Raw genomic sequence first — 18,268 nt, 5'->3', positions numbered from 1 at the left:
TCTATCGATGGGGGTTATTTGTTCTTGGTTGCAGTTTCGGGCTGTTCAGGGAAGTAGATGAGACTCACGACCAAATGGACATTGACTTTCTCATTTCCCAGTACCTGGCGAAGGATTTCCACCGACTTGGGTGCATCATTCTCTTCATTGCTGTCGGCCGGCCTCACATCACGCTTGACCTCTCCCGTTCCCACTCCTCCGGCCAAAGATATACCGGGAGAGGAAGGTTTGACAGCCGAGGCCGCCGCAGAGGCAGTCTTGGGCTTCTCATAGGAAGGAGGCGTCTGGATTTCATTCTTAACGCGGAGAGCGGAAATCGTGAAGAGATATTGGTCGTTCGTCGTAATATCATTCAGGAACGTAGCCACCGATTGGCGGTCTCCCATAAATGCGACTTCGAAGGTCAACGGCTGCCACAACTCGGAAGAAGCTTTTTTACCTCCACGAGGACGGGCAGAAACTTCCGGCCTGGCGTTACTTTTAGCCTTGGTATCTGCGCCCACTGCTTCAATTGCAAGAGGAGCACGGTACACGCGCATGAATTTGCTCACTCCACTTTCGGCAAGCTTGGTCAGGAAGTAATTCATTCCCAGACGCTCAAAGTTTAACATCGGAGCTGCCGTCGAAGGCGGAGCCGATGCCATATAGGCATTGAAGCCCATATACTGCGCTTCAGGAGCCACAATAATGTTCTTGGCCGCACAGGCATTCTTCCAATCCGCCGTCATCTTTTTCAAGTCATTCTGGAACGCCTGGGCGTCAATATTCTCCAAAACGCAATTTTTGCGGAATGGAGCATAAAGAGCCTCAATAGACGACATGCTTTCCTTGTAATCCTTAAGGATTTCCGACGATTGCTTCAACACCTCCTCAGTAGGAGGCATGGCATCCCGGGCCATGGATTGAATGCTGCCTTCCGCCGAACGGATTTTTTGCTGAAGTATTTCGGCTTCCGAATTCTTGGAGATGCCCACGGCGGCAATGCCCGCTACGAGAACAACCCCGATTCCTCCGGCAATAATGGATGCTTTGTTTTCTTTGATCCAACTGCTCATAATAGTGTTCGTTTAACTTTTACCGTGGGTGATTAGTTCTGTTGTTCTTGAGTCGTAACCGGCAAGGGACGCTTGAGAGGCAACACCAGAGAGAATGACTTGACGAAATTATTGCTCGTCTTGGCATCGCCTGCAGCAAGAACCTGTCTCATTTCCAAAGGAGAGCCATCGGGCTTCTTGAAGGTAAACAGGGACTTGTCTCCATTGGCTTCGATCTTCTTGCGGATGTCCTGAATGACGGATTCTCCTCCCAAGGCATTGCGAACAAAACCTTTCAAGAGAATGGCATTGACTTCAAGCCGCTTGGGGGCACTCGCCTGCCCCGCCCCCGGGCGTTTGGCAGCAGCCGAAGCATCCGGAGTAGTAGGAACGACAATGGAACTGGCCTTTTCCGTCGCAAAGGTATCCTTCACGATGGCATCGCCCGACATTCCGTCAATGTTGTTGGGATTGTAATTGGTCAACGGCGAAAAATCCGTTACCCAGAAAGCATCGCTAGGAGCCGTATCCACAAACTCGGAGAGCAGGGACGAATAGCCGTAACGTTGCAGGGAAAGAAGTTCGTACTGGGCCAACTTGCCGTTGAGATCGTTGATGGCAGTCTTGTTTTTCGCAATCTTGTTTGCCAACGCCTGCACGCTTTCTTCTTTTGCACCAACGACTTTTTCCACTGCTACGGCACGTTCCAGACTCATGAAGGAAGCTGCCGTATAAATACCGGCACCAATCACGGCGATAACAACTCCCATGATCACCTTTGGCAACTTGCGCTTGGCCTCACGTCTTCTACCGACAGCAGTCGGAACCAGATCGATATTGATCGCAGCACGTCCCACGGCATCCAATGCGGTACCGACAATGCCGCCCAACATGTATGCCTCGGCAGCCACTTTGTCCACATTGACCTGCGAACCTACGCCCACATTGTGCAACGGATTGAAGAATGCAACCGGGATTCCCAGACGTTCTTCAAGGAATTCTTTAGTATAGGGAAGAGAAGCTCCGCCGCCGCACAAATATGCCTTAACAGGGGCACTACCATGCATCTGGGCCCGGTAATGGTTCGTCGTACGCTGGATTTCGGAAGCAAGGCGGGTCATCGCATTGCGAATACTCGTAGCCAAGGCTGCCACTTCAGGATCCATTCCCTCCGTCTGTCCATTGGTCATGGATACGAGGCCCTTGGTAACCTTGGCCTGTTCAGCCTCCATAAAGCTCGTATTAAACTCACGGGCAATAGCGGACGTAATGAACACGCCGCCGGCTGAAATACTGCGGGTAAAGAAACGGCCTGCCTCACAGTAGATCAAGTCCGTCGTCTTGGCTCCGATGTCGATAATCATCGCCGGGTCATTGTCATCCGGGTAACTGTCACGATACGCATTATAGATTGATGCCACAGCGCAATCAACCTGGCCGGTAACTAATCCGTGGGACTCGACGACATCATCAAGACTATTGAGGGCGTCCGCCTTGACAGCGACAAGAACAGCTTCCTGCTCCAGTCCGTTGGAAGGAAGAAGATGGTAGTCCCAGATTACTTCATCGATCGGGAACGGTACCTGCTGCTGGGCCTCAAACTTAACAAGCTGGGTCACATCGGCATTATCGATCGGGGGCAGTTTGATGAAACGGATGAAAACGGATTGTCCGGAAACGGAGTAGTTGACCGTACTGCCTTTAACTTTGAGTTCGCTGACAAGCTCTCCGATGGCGGAACTCATCTGTCCAAGGCGCATGGATTCCTCGGAAGGATCAAGATCAAGGACTCGCGATCCATAACGGCTCAGGGCCAGACCGTTCTTGCCGGAACGGGTAAAGACGCCCATCGTTACCCGTTTGGACCCCACGTTTAACGCTACAATTTGTCGGCTATCAGACATGTACTGGTGGTGTTAGGATTTCGTAATATACTGAGAGAGATAACATAAGTATTTTGATCATGCAACAGGGTTACTCGGTAGCACCGCCTGAGGAATTCTCGTCGCTCTTGGGGGAGATTTCCGGGTAACGGTCATACCAGAGCATCATGAAAGGAGTCTGGTTCTTGCTGAGAAGAGGATAGTTTTCGCTGAGGGTAAGAGATTGGCTCTCCCACCAGTTTTTCTTGCGTCCTCCCGTTTCCGGATAAATGGTCTTGTCACCATAAGAAATAGAAATTCCTGTCTTTTCGAAGAGAGAACCCAGCACGGTTTCCGAACCGGTCAGACGTTTGACGGAAGAGGGAGAAAGGAAAACGCAGGCGTAGAATGTTTCCCCGACAGGGACATTCACATAGGTAATTTCCTTGGTCAACAGGAGGGTTCCGGCAGGACGTTCATCCGGGGGAGTTTTGACAGCCACATAAAATTTGACTTTCAAATCGTTGAGAAACAGAGGCGCCTTCCTGGTTACAGAATCCCGCGCATCGACTTTGATAGCAGCTTCGAGGTAGGCCCATGCCTTGGGCTTGAATCTCATATCCCTCGTCTGAGCCTGGATTGTCGGGGAATCCATGGACTGGACACGTTCAATCTTCACGGGGCCGACCACCTTCACCACCGTTTCTGCCTGAGCAGAGCCCGAGAATAGAGAAAAAGCGCCAGCTACGGCCAACATCATTTTAAGAGCAGTCTTCATAGGAGAATTCAATTCTTATCTCTACTACAATAAATCCCCCCCCATGGCTAGCAAAAGCTTCCAATTTCTCCTCCTTTAGCAAAAAAAAGCATTCTCAAGCCCTCTGAAGGCGGGTAAACCGCGATTTTCCCTATCTCTACCGAATTACCATGCACGCATTCTTGGTTCTTGACCTCAAGCCATCGTAATTCCATTCTGCCCCCGCCATGGAACCTTACGATCTACTGGAAAATTTTTCCAATGCCTCCGGCATCTCCGGTCATGAAGATGAAGTGAGAGCCCTATTCGTCTCCTCCCTCCAGGGATGCGGTCGCTTCTACACCGATAAAACAGGGTCCACCATCTGTGAACACGGAGACTCCGGCCCGCGCATCATGCTGGCGGCACACATGGATGAAATCGGGTTCCTCATCCAAAACATCACTCCGCAGGGATTCCTCCAGATAGTCCCCATCGGAGGTTGGTGGACGCATACCCTGCCCAGTCAACGCGTCATCATTACCACTCGTTCCGGCGAAAAAATCCGAGGAGTCATCGGTTCCAAGCCTCCGCATCTTCTACCCGAATCCCAAAAGAAATCCCTGATGACCATGGAGGCCCTCTTCATCGACATCGGAGCCGAATCCGCCGACCAGGCCATCCATGAATTCGGTGTTCACCCCGGGGATCCCGTCACCCCGGACTCCACCTTCACCTACCTCCGCAACAAAGGAAGAGTCATGGGTAAAGCATTCGACAACCGCGCAGGCCTCGCCGCCATGACCGCAGCCACCCTCAGCCTCACCCGAAGCGGTCACCCGAACATCCTCCTTGCAACCGCCACCGTCCAGGAAGAAGTCGGTATCCGTGGGGCCAAAACAGCTACCCAGGCAATCCTCCCGGACTGCGCCATCATTCTGGAAGGCCCTCCCGCCGACGACACTCCGGGGTTTGCTCCGTCGGAATCCCAAGGGAAACTCGGAGGAGGCGTCCAAATCCGCCTTTACGATCCGACCGCCATTACCAACCCGCGCCTCGCCCGCCTTGTAGAAGAGACCGCCCTCAACGCCGGCATCCCCTACCAGCTCACCGTCCGCCGATCCGGAGGTACCGATGCCGGAGCCATCCACCTCTCCGGACAAGGAGTTCCTTGCATCGTTCTTGGTATTCCCGCACGCTATATTCATGCCCATAACGGCATCATGTCACTAGCCGATTTTGACGCGGCCATCGCCCTTTGCGAAGCCCTTGTCCGCCGTCTGGACGCCAAGGCTGTTGCCTCCCTCACGCAATATATATAAAAACACAAGCGGCTCCCATGTTCGCCACATACATCCACGACCTCAACCCCATCCTCCTCCAACTGGGAGAAACGATTGCCATACGATGGTATGGCATTGCCTACCTGATGGGCTTTGTCGCCGGGTACTTCCTCCTCAAGTACCTCTCCGGAAAAAACCTTTATCCTATCGCCCAAGAGAAACTCTCCGACTTCATCACCTGGACCGCCGTCTTCGGCGTACTTCTCGGAGGCCGTCTCGGCTACGTCATTTTCTATTGGATCCCCAACCGGGGACTGGACGCTTTCCTGGCCGACCCTCTCACCGCCGTCCGCGTCTGGGAAGGAGGCATGGCCAGTCACGGAGGTATCATCGGAGTCACGCTTTTCACTCTCTACTATGCGCGGAAGCACGGCATAAACTGGGTTGCCATCACCGACGGGCTTGCCATTGTCGCTCCGGTAGGGCTCTTCTTCGGACGCATGGCCAACTTCATCAATGGAGAACTCTATGGACGCATTATCCACAGCCACTCATGGGTCGGCATGAAATTCCCCGCCGAATTGCATGAAAACATGCAACTGCGCCACCAGGCTCTTCAAAAAATCTACGACGAATGCCCCGACTCCATCCTCCAAAACCTGGCAGCGGCATCTCCTTTGCCCGACCGAGCCGACGCCTATTCGGCCCAATGGATGATCGAACGCGTTCGTGATACCCCGGCCATCAAAGACATCGTCGGATCCGTCCTGCCCGAACGCTACCCGTCTCAGCTTTACGAAGGCCTGGCCGAAGGCATCATCCTTTTCACTGTCCTTTGGGGTATACGTATCCTCTACCCCAAAGCCTACAACGGCATCTTCAGCGGCATTTTCTGTTTCCTCTACGCCATAGGACGAATTATCGTCGAAAATTACCGGGAGCCGGATTCCCCTGTCTGGTTCAATCTCACTCGGGGTCAATTCCTTTCCCTCTTCCTCTTCCTGATCGGAACCGGCTTCTTCATCTACGCGTTCAAAACGAAAAAAACCGTCCAGGCCGTCAATTAGCCAGATCATCCAAAAACTTTTTTCTCCAAATACAAAAAAGGGCTTGATCCGACTACATAAAACAGGTAGATTCCGCCCGCACCACGTGAACGGGTAGGTTCCGGAGCGGTCAAACGGGGCAGACTGTAAATCTGTTGTCTTTCGACTTCGCTGGTTCGAATCCAGCCCTGCCCACCATTGTGGTTCAACAAAGCCCTTCGTTAGAAGGGTTTTTTTATTGCCTTAATCAGGATAACGGGCCGGATTTGCCCCTTTCTCCCCAATCGTCCGTGTAATACAACGATTTATCATGGTAATAGGAAACAATTGACGTATCATGTGCTTGGCAAATGAGATATTTGTGTAACCCAGTCTCCCTCTTGCGTCCGGGCTAATCCATACCAATCGTTTATCCATGAAAACGCATCACATTTGGAAGAAGTGTCATATCGGGCTTCTGTGTATCGTATGTGCGTTTTTCATTGAGGTGAAAAGCGCGTCAAGCGCAGAACATACCGAACATTCCCTAAAACGGGCCGTTGAAGGAAACTTTCTGATGGGAGTCGCCCTCAACACCCGCCAAGTTAACGGACGGGATCAACAGGCAACCCGGCTCATCAAGCAGCACTTCAATTCCATCGTGGCAGAGAATTGCATGAAGAGTTCCGCCATCCATCCGGAAAAAAACCGATTCAACTTTGCCGATGCAGATAAGCTGGTGCATTTCGGCGAAAAAAACGGCATGGTCGTCATTGGTCATTGCCTCATCTGGCATTCCCAACTCGCTCCATGGTTCTGTATTGACGAAAACGGAGCCAAGGTATCTCCCGATGAACTTAAAAAGCGCATGAGGGACCATATCCATGCGGTCGTAAGTCGCTACAAGGGACGCATCAAAGGCTGGGACGTTGTCAATGAAGCTATTGAATCCAACGGTTCCTGGCGCAAAAGCCCCTTTTATGAAATCCTGGGAGAAGAATACATTCCCCTTGCCTTCCAGTATGCCCACGAGGCAGATCCCCAAGCCGAGCTATACTACAACGACTACGGCATGGATGCAAAAGCCAAGCGCAACAAAGTTGTGGAACTGATCGGAATGCTCAAAAAGCGGGGTTTGCGCATTGATGCTGTCGGCATGCAAGGCCATATGGGGATGAAGTATCCCGAATCGGACAATTTCGAGAAAAGCATCTTGAGTTTCAGCAATGCCGGAGTCAACGTCATGATTACGGAATGGGATATGAGCGCCTTGCCAAACGTTCAAACCGGTGCCAACATCGCCGACACGGTCGCTTATCGGAAATCAATTGATCCATACACCGATGGTCTGCCGGATGCCATATCGCAAGCGTGGAACAACAGGATGAAAGAGTTCTTCAATCTTTTTCTGAAACACTCCAATGTCATTACACGTGTCACGGTATGGGGATTGACGGACGGAGACTCATGGAAAAACGGATTTCCCGTCCGGGGCCGCGTAGATTATCCCTTGTTATTCGATCGACACTACATGCCCAAACCTTTCGTTCAGGAGATTATGGAACACCAAGCGGATCCCTCAAGATAACTCCATGATTCACCCGCCCCGCCTATCCCTCGCCAAGGAAACAGATCTACCGGATATCTTGAACCTCCAGTATCTGGCCTACCGCAGCGAAGCGGAACTGGTCGGAGATCACCGCATTCCTCCCCTGTTGGAAACTCTGGATGATTTGAAACGCCAATATGAAACCGGCACAATCATCTGTTCCATGCACAATAATGCAGGACTCCTCATCGGCTCCGTCCGAGGTACAATTCGAGACAAAAATCTTTTCATCGGCAAAATCATGGTCCACCCTCGCTACCAGGGGCAAGGCTACGGGAAGCAACTGTTGAATTATATAGAGCACAAAGCTCCCGATACCGTCGTTCGCTTCGAACTTTTCACCAGCAATCTCAGCAAACGCAATCTGTCCCTCTACCTCTCCATGGGGTACTCTGTTTTTCGGGAACAAGCTGTCGCACAAAAAAAATGGGTATTCGTTTTTATGGAAAAAATCATACCAAGGGCCATAATCTTCCCCATCCGTGAAGAGCCATAAATTCCACTGCAAAAACCACAATCGCCCCTAATTCTAAAAAAAACTTTCAACGGGAAACTCTTCGAGTACAATACATGCGATTTATGAACTGGCTCCTATCAATTGCACTGCCTGCGGCAGTATTCGCGACCTCTGCCTCCTCTCAGGAACAAACTCTTAAGGAACAGGAACAACGCCCCAACATCATTATGATCATCACAGATGATCATGCCTATCAAACTCTTGGCACCTGCGATAAGGATTCTCCAATGCCTTATCCCAATTTCCACAAAATGGCAGATGAAGGCATGGTCTTTGATCGCAGCTACTGCGCCAACTCGTTGTGCGGTCCATCCCGCGCCTGCATTTACACAGGGAGGCATTCCCATATGAATGGCTACCTGTTCAACGAACATGCCAAGCCTTTTGACGGTTCCCAGCCCACCTTCCCCAAAATGCTTCAGAAAGCCGGCTATCAAACGGGGCTTGTCGGCAAATGGCACTTGGAATCCAACCCGACCGGATTCGACTACTGGGAAATCTTCCCCGGTCAGGGCAACTATTTCAATCCCGACTTCATCACTCCCGGAAAAGACGGCAAAAGGATCGTCACCCGCGTCCCAGGCTATGCCACCGAGCTCGTAACCCAAAAGAGCATCGACTGGCTGGATAAGCGAGACAAGGACAAGCCTTTCATGCTCGTCGTCGGCCACAAGGCACCGCACCGCAACTGGTGTCCGTCCATCCAGAACCTGGGACGAGCCAAACAATTTGCCGACACGATTGATCCCCCCTCTAACCTGAAGGACGACTTTTCCGACCGTCCCGACTTCTTGAAAAAGACGGAACAAACGCTCGCCAACCACTTCGATGTATGGTCCGACGAACACCTTATCAAAGAAGTCGTTCCGGAAGACATCCGCAAAATGATCGTATGCCCCAAATACGAATGGCCTATGCCCGAATGGGGGCGGATGAACCCTGAACAGAAAAAAGCCTGGTACGACTACCATAAGGCCCGTACCGAAAAACTAGTTAAAGATATCAGAAGCGGCAAAATCAAGAACAAGGACGATATCCTTCTTCAACGCTGGCGCCACTACATGGAGGATTATCTCGGCACCGTCCTGTCCGTCGATGAAAGCATCGGCCAACTCATGGACTACCTCGACAAAAACGGTCTTGCCGAGAATACTATCGTTCTCTACTGCGGCGACCAAGGTTTCTACATGGGCGAACACGGCCTCTACGACAAACGCTGGATTTTTGAAGAGTCCTTCCGCATGCCCCTCATCATGCGCTGGAAGGGGCATATCGCACCCGGAGTCCGTTCCGAAGCCTTCGTTCAGGAAATCGACTATGCCCCTACCTTCTGCGATGTAGCCGGTATCGCCACGCCAGAAAACATGGCAACCTTCCAGGGGAAGAGTCTCACTCCGCTCTTTAAGACCGGAGAACACAAAGACTTCTCCGACCGCCCCCTGTACTATGCCTTCTACGAAAACCCGGGCGAACACAACGCCCCCCGCCACGACGGGCTGCGTTCCGGCAAGTACACCTTGTCCTACCTCTGGACCAGTGATGAATGGATGCTTTTCGATAACGAAAAAGATCCTGCTCAGATGCACAATGTGTACAACAAGCCGGAATATGCCGAAGACACCCGGAAACTCACCGAACTCTACAAACAACTCCGTCAAACATATCAGGTGCCGGATGGATTCCCCGGAGCCAAAGGCAAACTCAGCGTCACCCCCAAGTGGGACTGTGCGCCCAAGGGGAGTAACGCCAATCCCGAACCCGCCTCCACCAACTAATAAAGCATCAGCACAAATACGATTCCAAAGTCCCCCGTCCCAACCTTGCCTTCAAAAGTCCGGACGGAGGACTTTTTCACATCCGACTCCCCGCCATGAAAACGTACATAGCACTTATTCTGGGATTGTTCTGCCAGATTTGTTTCGCCGGCAGCCTTTATAACATCATCCCCGAACCTGCCGAGGTTACCCCCGGTACCGGCACTACAAAAAACCTCAGCGTCATCCGGGCCCAGAAAACAGCAGGGCTTGGGGATGAGGGATATACCATGGATATCACACCTGGAGGAGTCATCATCCAATTTTCCACTCCCGATGGGCGGGCCATGGCGACAGCCACCCTCTTCCAGTTGCGGGACCAACTCTCCGATATCCCCCAAGGCATCCCCTGCGGTAAAATTGCAGACCGCCCCAACTTCCCTTGGCGCGGCATGATGGTCGACGTCGGACGGTATTACTACCCCATGTCCGAGCTTCTCAAGTTCGTAGATGCCATGCACTACTACAAATACAACGTCCTCCACCTGCACCTCACGGAAGACCAGGGATGGCGTCTACCCGTCGTCCCCGGCTACGATAAATTGCGCACCATCGGAGCCGTCCGTCCCTCCGCTCCGAAAAACCAGAACAATTCCCTGCTCGCCAACGAAGGAATGTACACCAAAAAGGAACTCGCCGATCTCGTCGCCTACTGTGCCAAACGCGGGATCAAAGTCCTGCCGGAAGTTGAAATGCCCGGCCATAACATGGCCCTGGCCGCTTCCTATCCCGAATTCTGTTGCAACAGTAAAAAAGCCCAGGTCTGGACGCATGGAGGTGTTTCCTCCAAACTCATTTGTCCTCAAAAGCCGGCTACCAAAAAATTCATCACCGACGTCTTCAATACCCTGGAATCCATTTTCCCGTTTACCTATGTCCATATCGGCGGTGACGAATGCCCCATGGGCGATTGGAAAAATTGTCCGGACTGTCAAAAAGCCAGGGCAGCCAAAGGCCAGGGCGACGACGTCCATGCGGAAATGAGCGACTTCACCACCTCCCTCACCCAACAGCTGGCCCAAAGAAAACGTAAACCCATCCTTTGGTACGATATTAACAAATCGTACTATCACAAGGGGGAAACCGTCATGTCCTGGCTGCCGGGAGAATTCCCCCGTTGCATCGACAAAACTAAAGAACAGGGTATCGATCTCATCGTCACACCCCAGTTCAAATACTATCTGGCACGCTGCCAGTTTAACTACCCCAAGGGGGATCCCCGCTTCAAGCCGGAAGGCAGTCCCATCCTGCTAAAAGACTGCTACAACTTCGATCCCCGCAATGGACGAACCAAGGAAGACACCAGTCACGTCAAAGGCATCCAACTCTGCATGTGGGCCGAATGGATTCCCTCCGCCGAACTCCTGATGTACATGACCTTTCCCCGCGCCATCGCCGTCTCCGAAAACTGCTGGGGAGAATTCAGCAAGCACCCCTCGCTGGAAGAATTCGAGAAAAAGCTCGAATCCCACAAAAAACACTTTCAGAAACGCTTCGGCTACACGTTGGAACGCAATATGACCAACAAACCCTTGCGCGAAAATTCCATCACTCAGAAGGAAATCGACCGCATCAACTCCAACTACGAAAAAGGCCAGAGACAGGTCTCCTGAAGTCATTACCGGCTTCCTCTAGATACCGAAACTCAAAAAGAAGCGGAGCTGAGCAACGCAGCTCCGCTATTATTTATCAAGCCGAAACACATGTTTATGGAAAGACAGGAGGTTTCTGCCCGGCAGGCAGGCCGGTATCCTTCCCATCCGTCAGCCAATTGATCGTAACGGGCACGAATTTCAGATTTTTGATGTTGTTCGCATTTTCCTCATAGAGCACCCCCACCACGCCGGGAGCCACCATCGCCGTACTGGAATAGGCAAAACCGCCCTTGCCAAGCAATTTGCTTACAGGCCATGTTTTACCGTTGTCGTAGCTCATGGCAATCGTACCTTTGACGCGGCGTCCGGCACCGGGAGCAGTAAAAATCAAGCGACTTTTATTCCCATAGGCCGTCTGGTCCGACAGAGAATACGTCATCAGGGAATTCTGTGTACTGTCACAAAATAAATCCGGAGCATCCTGTACCTTGCCCCATGTCTCACCTCCGTCTTCCGACCAGACGATACGACGGCAATTGCCGCCACCCCAATGGCGAGCCACCATGACAACGCCACCGTTATCCGTTTCGGCAATAGAAGTCTCATTCACCATTCCCTGCTGATTCGTCGTCGGGTTGCCAAGTTTCCAGTTCTTGCCTCCGTCATCGCTGTAAATGCAAGAAATCACCCACTTCCCGAAAGGGCCTTCATTTGCCGGTATCAGTAGCCGTCCACGATGAGGACCATTCTTCAATTGCACACCCGCATTAGGGCCGAAAGCCATAATATCCACTCCGGCAGGCCGCTTAGTAGTCTGAGTTATCTCTACAGGCTTGCTCCAGGAAGTCCCACCATTACGGCTCTGAATCATGAAATTGCGAATACACCGCGAATCATCCCACCCATCGGGGATATTTCCTTGACGCTCCGACACTCCTTCCGGATACCGCTGGAAAACCACTGTGATTGTCTTACTCTTTGCATCATACACTGGACTGGGATTATTAAAAGTCGCACCATGTGATTTGGCAATCGCCCGCGGACGGCTCCATGTTTTACCTCCGTCCTTGCTGCGGCTCATAATGATATCGTTCTGACCTTGGTCCGTATTTTTGTACCTCCCCTCAGCAAAGGCAATCAATTGCCCCGGTCCCATACTGATCAGGGCAGGAATACGGATCGAGGCGTAGGAATTGCCATGACCTGTACTAAAAACATTGACCGCCCTGTCACAGGGGAAAACCTCCTGAACCGCCTCTTGAGTAAAAACGGGCAATGCCACAGCGCATATGATACCGGCAACCGATCTGACAATAGATTTCATCATGCCCTTTATCATATACGCACACCTGGCCCGGCACAGCATCATTCCAGCTCCATGATAAAAGACCATATCCAAACCAGATATCCTGCCCTTTCATCTCACCAGTACTGTCCGGATGAAAACAGCAATCCGGCATGAAATCGACTTACCGTAAATTTTCATATCAAATCAGATTAATCTAAATATATGACAATAAAGAATCTATCTCACTCCCTTATCATTTTATGGATGATAATTAGAAGCATCATACACGTATCATCCTATCTTTTCTGATAAATAAAAAAGCCTTCATCCGTATTTTTTTAAGGTTTCCCCACTCACTCCGAGCACACACCAAATAAGATATTCCGACCGCAATCACCCCCATCTTCCTCAATCCATACTCTCATGATTTCATGAAAAGTCTCTTTTCAATCCTTATTGGCCTTCATCTCTCCCTCCTCTCTCCGGGGATAGAATACCACGTATCGCCGAATGGAAACGACAACCATGCAGGTTCGCCGGAAGCTCCCTTGAAAACCATTTCCGCAGCTACCCAGAAAGCAGCTCCGGGAGATATCGTTACTGTCCACAAAGGCATTTACAGGGAAACGGTATCTCCACCACGGGGAGGGCTTTCTCCAGAACAAAGGATTACCTTCCGGTCAGCACCGGGAGAAAGGCCCGTCATTAAGGGTTCAGAGATCGTCAAGGGATGGATTCAAACTGATGATCCCAATGTCTGGAACATCAAACTCCCCCATTCCTTTTTCGGTAAACACATGCACCCTTTCCGGGAATTGATCGAAGGAGACTGGTTTTCCAACCAGGGACGCAACCATCACACGGGAGCCATTTTTGTGAATGGCAAGGCTCTTTTTGAAATGGACACCCGAGAGAAAGTGCTGAATCCCAAGCCCTTTCCCGGAGCCGTTTATCAGCAGGACTCCTTGAGGACATGGTTCGTCGAATCGGATGACGATGGTGTTACTCTCTGGATCAACACCCAAGGGGAAAATCCCAATGAAGCCCTTACGGAAATCACGACGCGTTCCACCTGTTTTTATCCAGAGAATGAAGGCGTCAACTACATCACTCTTCAAGGTTTTGAAATCTGCCAGGCTGCCACCCAGTGGGCAGCCCCCACCGCCCACCAGGTCGGTATGGTCTCGACCAACTGGAACAAGGGATGGATCATAGAAAACAATATCATCCACGATTCCCGTTGCAATGGTATCACTCTCGGCAAGGATGCAGCTACCGGTCATAATCTTGAGTGTACTCAAAAGGATAAAAACGGGACAATTCATTACATAGAAGTCATTTTCAGAGTCCTCCGCAAGGGCTGGAACAGGGAGGATATCGGCTCCCACATCGTCCGTAACAACACGATCTACAACTGCGAACAAACCGGCATCTGCGGAAGCATGGGCTGTGCCTTCAGCACGATCGAAGGAAACCACATCTATGACATCTGGACCCAGAGGCAATTCTCCGGTGCAGAAATCGCCGGCATCAAATTCCATGGAGCCATCGACGTAACCCTGGCCGGCAACCACATCCATCAGACAGGCCGGGGAATCTGGCTGGACTGGATGGCACAGGGGGGTCGCGTAACTCGCAATCTCCTGTACAAAAACGATCAGCAGGATCTCTTTCTGGAAGTGGATCACGGCCCCGGCATGATTGACAACAACATTATGCTTTCCCCGCAAAACCTTCTCTGCGACTCGGAAGGATATGCCTTTGTCCACAATTTCTTCGGCGGTTTTCTCCGTATCTTTCCAGACCATTCCCGCTTCACACCCTACCACCTCAACCACTCAACGGACATCAAGGGGCTGGAAATCATCCGGGCTGGAGACGACCGGTATTACTACAACATCTTCGCACCCCTGCATGGGCAAAAAACAACGGGGCTGGAAGCACTTGCACAATATCCCTACCCCTCCCGGATCAGTGGCAATCTCTATTTTGCCGATCTCAAACCAGCACCCGGAGAAACGGATGCCATCGAAACCACTCTTCCGGCAAAAGACATCAAACTCGCATTCGATGAAAAGAACACGCTGCGTGCCATCTCACTTCCGTGGAATCAAAACATTTCCCTGAAACAGCTTCCCCCTGTCACCACACAATTGTTGGGAAGAACCCACATCGCCAAATGTCTGTACGAAAATCCGGATGGCTCCCCCATGACGATCGACCATGATTTCCAGCGCGCTTCCAGAAATGTGCCTTCGTGTATCCCAGGCCCATGGAGCAGTCTGCCCATGAAAGCCCCCATGGAGATCCAATCTCAACCAGCCCCATAATCATGAAGCCAACCCCAGCTATCCTGGCGGTAATTTTACTGTCAGGTATCACAACCCATGCGAAAGTCACCCCGCTTGCCCATTACAACTTCGGGCGATCAGGAAATGTCACGTACGCTGTTGCACCGGAATCGTTGCCGTCCTCCTCTGGAGACGATGTCCTGCGCTCTGTTGGCAAGCCTTTGTTCTATGCCGATGCGCCGGCAGACAAAGCTTTGCAGGGCGAAGGTTGCGTTCTGTTCAAGGAGGGAGCCGGCTATGCCATCAACAAGGCACTGGGGACTTCTCCCGGTAACCGGAACCAGCTTCTGGAAGTCTGGGTTAAAGCGGTTGAAATCCCGCAAAACGATGTCTTTCACCAGGTTCTATGCAATGGAGAAGCCGGAAAAGGTTGTTCCATAGGCATCCGGCAAGGAAAATGGGCCATCGACTCCAAAGAATCCGTCTCACTCGGCAAAGCACAGCAGAATCAATGGGTACACCTCGCCATCGTCGTGGAAGACGGCAAGGGAATAGCCTATCAAAATGGAGAACAAGTGGCCACATTCTCCACCCCTGCGGAGTATGCCCCCCATTTTTCCATTGCCGCCAGCGCCGGGGGGATGCAGGAAAGCTTCCAGAGTATGGTTTATGAAGTACGTGTCAGCACGTTTGAGAAGGGGGAATTCTCTGCAGAGACAGACCTGTTGTTCAACAGGCAATCCATGAGCGAGGAAAACGTCAAACGCCTGGAGGAGCGGAAAACACTCATCCGGGAACTGGAAAGCCCTGCTCCCGGAAAAGAAATCGTACAGGTGTTTCCCGAAGAGAAGCCCTCTTGCGACTGGCTACTCTCTCCTGAAGCGAGCTCCTGCAAACTACTCGTCCGGAAAGCGAAAGAAGGTGGTTCAACGCGCTTCCAATTAACCAACGGACTGGTCAGCAGGACATTCCACCTGGGAGACAATATCGCCTGCATCAGTTACAAAAACCTTTCCAACGGAGCTGAATACATCCGTGCCGTCAAACCGGAGGCGCGTCTCAAAATTGACGGCGTCTGGTATGATGTTGGCGGCCTGAAAAACCAGCCGGAGTGTTCTTATCTTCTGGAAGAATGGTTGCCAGAAATGAAGTCCGACAAGCAGGCATTTCAACTCGTCTCCATCAAAACCGACACGCCCGCAAAGCGATACACATGGAACAAAAAATACAACGCTCAGCCCGCCGAATGGCCGCCAAAAGGTCTCCAGGTCGTCATGACCTACAAACCCACGGAAGAGATGACCCATGTCAAAGGGCTGGAAGTAAAGGTTCATTACGAGATTTACGAAGGAATCCCCGTCATGGCCAAGTGGATAGAAGTCGAGAATGCTTCCGACAGGGATATGATTTTGAATGAAACCGAATGTGAAATTCTGGCCGTCAATCAGGATCAGAGGGACCGCCTCCATGTAGAAAGCGACTTCTCATTCGCCCTGGTCAACGGCAACATCAAGGGTAGTGCTCTCATGCACTTCAAAGGCACGCCCCAACCCTACCAGGCAGGAGAAAGCACCACCTTGTGGAGCGTCGATCCTGACTACAATACATGGGCATCGCAGAACCAGGCCGAAGACGCCTTCCTCGACTTCCCGCACCGCAACATGCTCATCAGCCGGCTTCCGGTCGGCCCGGATACGGCCGTTGCAAAAAATCGTCCGTTCCAATCATTTGTCACCTTCGAGTTGCTGCAGGACAGCGATGACCGGGAACGCAAATCCCTCGCGCACCGCCGCATGTATCGGGTTTTGGCTCCCCAGGTAACAGAATCGCTACTCACCGGGGGTATCACATCCAATGATCCGGCAAAGCTCAAAGCCTTCATCGACCAGATGGCCGAGCTCGGCATGGAACGCCTCGACATCATGGCGTGGGTCGGCATCCAGCACGACAATCTGAATCCCGACTACGTGAATTTCTGGAAAGACATTGCCACCTATGCCCGGGAACGGGGTATCATCATCGGAGGGTACGAACTCCAGATCGCTTCCCGGGGACGGGGGAAACAAGTTGATTGCGTCAACCCGGAAACCGGCAAGCCCGGTTCCCTGTTCGGGCAAAGCGTTTGCGTCGCCAGTGCATGGAAAGACAGTTATTTCCCCAAAATGTGGGAGTTCTTCGATAAAACGGGGCTGAAAAGCTACAACATGGACGGCCCCTACCATGGCGACATCTGCGCATCCACCAAGCACCCCCATCACCGAGGCATGAATGATTCCCAATGGGAACAATGGAAAGCCTATGTGGACATCCTCCATGAACTGCAACAGCGCGATGTTTTCATCCCCATCCCGGACTGGTATTTCCTCAACGGCCAATGCACCACCGGCATGGGCTACAGAGAAGCCAGCGCCAACCTCAGCCCTCAGCAGCAGCTTTTGCTAGGCCGCCAATACATCTACGATGGCACCTGGCACAAACTCCCCACCATGGGCTGGATGACGCTCCAGCTCGTTGGCTTCTACACCAACGACCCCCGCGTCGGTCTGGAACCCCTCAAGGACAATCTGTCCCGTTACGAACAACAACTCATCCAATACCTCGCCAGTGGTTGCATGCTCACCATACGTGGCAACCGGCTCTATGATACGCCGGAAACCAAGGCCATGGTCAAGAAATGGATCGACTGGTACAAGGACCACCGCGCCATCCTGACATCGGAGATCATCCACATCAGTCGTCCGACCGGGCGCGATCTGGACTGCATCATGCACGCCAACCCATTCCTTGAAGAAAAAGGGCTGGTAGTCGTCTTCAACCCAACCAACAGGGACATCACACAAACGCTAACCCTTCCCCTCTACTATACCGGGTTGAAGGGACAGGCCACTGTCACGGATGAAACAGGCACCAGCCGTCCATTTGAGATGAACGACGCCTGCGAAATCCAGATTCCCGTCACCCTCACCCCCCAAGGAACAGCATGGTTTGTCATCAAAAAATAATGGCCGGCCTTCTCCTGGCTATTTCCATATCCCAAGGGATGGCTGAGGAACGAATTCCGTGGATTCCAATCGATGCCCCTTCCGCTCCGGACATGTACCACATGGAGGCCCACCTGTCTCCTGTGTTGTCCCCGTTCCAAGGAAGGGTGCGTCTTCTGGAATGTCGGTATGAGAAAGCATTGCTAAAACAACTTCATTTGTTCTCCGGCGAG

The 18,268-nt window shown here is 51.9% G+C and carries 12 protein-coding genes and 1 tRNA gene; 9 read left to right on the top strand and 4 right to left on the bottom strand.

The window, feature by feature from the left end; all coding sequences use genetic code 11:
* Positions 1-14: 14 nt before the first annotated feature.
* The 3 genes from QET40_RS00500 to QET40_RS00490 all read right to left on the bottom strand — a co-directional run bounded on the left by QET40_RS00500 (position 15) and on the right by QET40_RS00490 (position 3,674).
* Complete coding sequence (locus QET40_RS00500) at positions 15-1,055, bottom strand: Amuc_1100 family pilus-like protein (RefSeq protein WP_280125208.1); 1,041 nt, start codon at positions 1,053-1,055, stop codon at positions 15-17.
* Between the two features lie 32 nt (positions 1,056-1,087).
* A complete protein-coding gene (locus tag QET40_RS00495) occupies positions 1,088-2,938 on the bottom strand; it encodes an Amuc_1101 family PilM-like pilus complex protein (RefSeq protein WP_280125207.1) in 1,851 nt (616 codons plus the stop codon).
* A 70-nt stretch (positions 2,939-3,008) separates the two neighbouring features.
* On the bottom strand, positions 3,009-3,674 hold the full coding sequence (locus QET40_RS00490) for an Amuc_1102 family pilus-like protein (protein ID WP_280125206.1): 666 nt from the start codon (positions 3,672-3,674) through the stop codon (positions 3,009-3,011).
* A gap of 206 nt (positions 3,675-3,880) precedes the next feature.
* Between QET40_RS00490 and QET40_RS00485 the strand changes: the two genes are divergently transcribed.
* The 7 genes from QET40_RS00485 (at position 3,881) to QET40_RS00455 (ending at position 11,493) form a co-directional block, all read left to right on the top strand.
* Entirely contained in the window at positions 3,881-4,954 is a 1,074-nt protein-coding gene (locus QET40_RS00485) for a M42 family metallopeptidase (protein WP_280125205.1), read from the top strand.
* Between the two features lie 17 nt (positions 4,955-4,971).
* The gene (gene lgt / locus QET40_RS00480) at positions 4,972-5,982 is read left to right on the top strand and encodes a prolipoprotein diacylglyceryl transferase (protein WP_280125204.1); all 1,011 of its coding nucleotides are present in this window, start codon (positions 4,972-4,974) and stop codon (positions 5,980-5,982) included.
* Between the two features lie 91 nt (positions 5,983-6,073).
* Positions 6,074-6,159 (top strand) — tRNA-Tyr (locus tag QET40_RS00475).
* Positions 6,160-6,376: 217 nt separating this feature from the next.
* The gene (locus QET40_RS00470) at positions 6,377-7,528 is read left to right on the top strand and encodes an endo-1,4-beta-xylanase (protein ID WP_280125203.1); all 1,152 of its coding nucleotides are present in this window, start codon (positions 6,377-6,379) and stop codon (positions 7,526-7,528) included.
* A 4-nt stretch (positions 7,529-7,532) separates the two neighbouring features.
* On the top strand, positions 7,533-8,045 hold the full coding sequence (locus tag QET40_RS00465; protein ID WP_280125202.1) for a GNAT family N-acetyltransferase: 513 nt from the start codon (positions 7,533-7,535) through the stop codon (positions 8,043-8,045).
* Between the two features lie 83 nt (positions 8,046-8,128).
* Positions 8,129-9,841, top strand: coding sequence for a sulfatase (locus QET40_RS00460; protein ID WP_280125201.1), 1,713 nt, complete (start codon positions 8,129-8,131; stop codon positions 9,839-9,841).
* 95 nt (positions 9,842-9,936) lie between these two features.
* On the top strand, positions 9,937-11,493 hold the full coding sequence (locus QET40_RS00455) for a beta-N-acetylhexosaminidase (protein WP_280125200.1): 1,557 nt from the start codon (positions 9,937-9,939) through the stop codon (positions 11,491-11,493).
* Between the two features lie 94 nt (positions 11,494-11,587).
* On the opposite strand, the gene QET40_RS00450 is transcribed toward QET40_RS00455, so the two are convergent.
* Complete coding sequence (locus QET40_RS00450; protein ID WP_280125199.1) at positions 11,588-12,802, bottom strand: sialidase family protein; 1,215 nt, start codon at positions 12,800-12,802, stop codon at positions 11,588-11,590.
* 392 nt (positions 12,803-13,194) lie between these two features.
* Here QET40_RS00450 and QET40_RS00445 point away from each other — a divergent pair, with 392 nt between their 5' ends.
* Together QET40_RS00445 and QET40_RS00440 are read left to right on the top strand one after the other, a co-directional pair.
* Positions 13,195-15,093, top strand: coding sequence for a right-handed parallel beta-helix repeat-containing protein (locus QET40_RS00445; protein ID WP_280125198.1), 1,899 nt, complete (start codon positions 13,195-13,197; stop codon positions 15,091-15,093).
* Between the two features lie 2 nt (positions 15,094-15,095).
* On the top strand, positions 15,096-18,056 hold the full coding sequence (locus tag QET40_RS00440; protein ID WP_280125197.1) for a LamG-like jellyroll fold domain-containing protein: 2,961 nt from the start codon (positions 15,096-15,098) through the stop codon (positions 18,054-18,056).
* Positions 18,057-18,268: the final 212 nt, after the last annotated feature.

The organism is Akkermansia sp. N21169, from assembly GCF_029854675.1.
Taxonomy (GTDB): domain Bacteria; phylum Verrucomicrobiota; class Verrucomicrobiia; order Verrucomicrobiales; family Akkermansiaceae; genus Akkermansia.
This window is presented reverse-complemented; position numbering and strand designations above follow the sequence as displayed.

Bases quoted from the DNA above. Each gene is read 5' to 3' on its own strand.
- QET40_RS00495 (WP_280125207.1), bottom strand. From the start codon at position 2,938: ATGTCTGATAGCCGACAAATTGTAGCGTTAAACGTGGGGTCCAAACGG.
- QET40_RS00440 (WP_280125197.1), top strand. From the start codon at position 15,096: ATGAAGCCAACCCCAGCTATCCTGGCGGTAATTTTACTGTCAGGTATC.
- QET40_RS00490 (WP_280125206.1), bottom strand. From the start codon at position 3,674: ATGAAGACTGCTCTTAAAATGATGTTGGCCGTAGCTGGCGCTTTTTCT.
- QET40_RS00455 (WP_280125200.1), top strand. From the start codon at position 9,937: ATGAAAACGTACATAGCACTTATTCTGGGATTGTTCTGCCAGATTTGT.
- QET40_RS00450 (WP_280125199.1), bottom strand. From the start codon at position 12,802: ATGATGAAATCTATTGTCAGATCGGTTGCCGGTATCATATGCGCTGTG.
- QET40_RS00465 (WP_280125202.1), top strand. From the start codon at position 7,533: ATGATTCACCCGCCCCGCCTATCCCTCGCCAAGGAAACAGATCTACCG.
- lgt (WP_280125204.1), top strand. From the start codon at position 4,972: ATGTTCGCCACATACATCCACGACCTCAACCCCATCCTCCTCCAACTG.
- QET40_RS00485 (WP_280125205.1), top strand. From the start codon at position 3,881: ATGGAACCTTACGATCTACTGGAAAATTTTTCCAATGCCTCCGGCATC.
- QET40_RS00500 (WP_280125208.1), bottom strand. From the start codon at position 1,055: ATGAGCAGTTGGATCAAAGAAAACAAAGCATCCATTATTGCCGGAGGA.
- QET40_RS00445 (WP_280125198.1), top strand. From the start codon at position 13,195: ATGAAAAGTCTCTTTTCAATCCTTATTGGCCTTCATCTCTCCCTCCTC.
- QET40_RS00460 (WP_280125201.1), top strand. From the start codon at position 8,129: ATGAACTGGCTCCTATCAATTGCACTGCCTGCGGCAGTATTCGCGACC.
- QET40_RS00470 (WP_280125203.1), top strand. From the start codon at position 6,377: ATGAAAACGCATCACATTTGGAAGAAGTGTCATATCGGGCTTCTGTGT.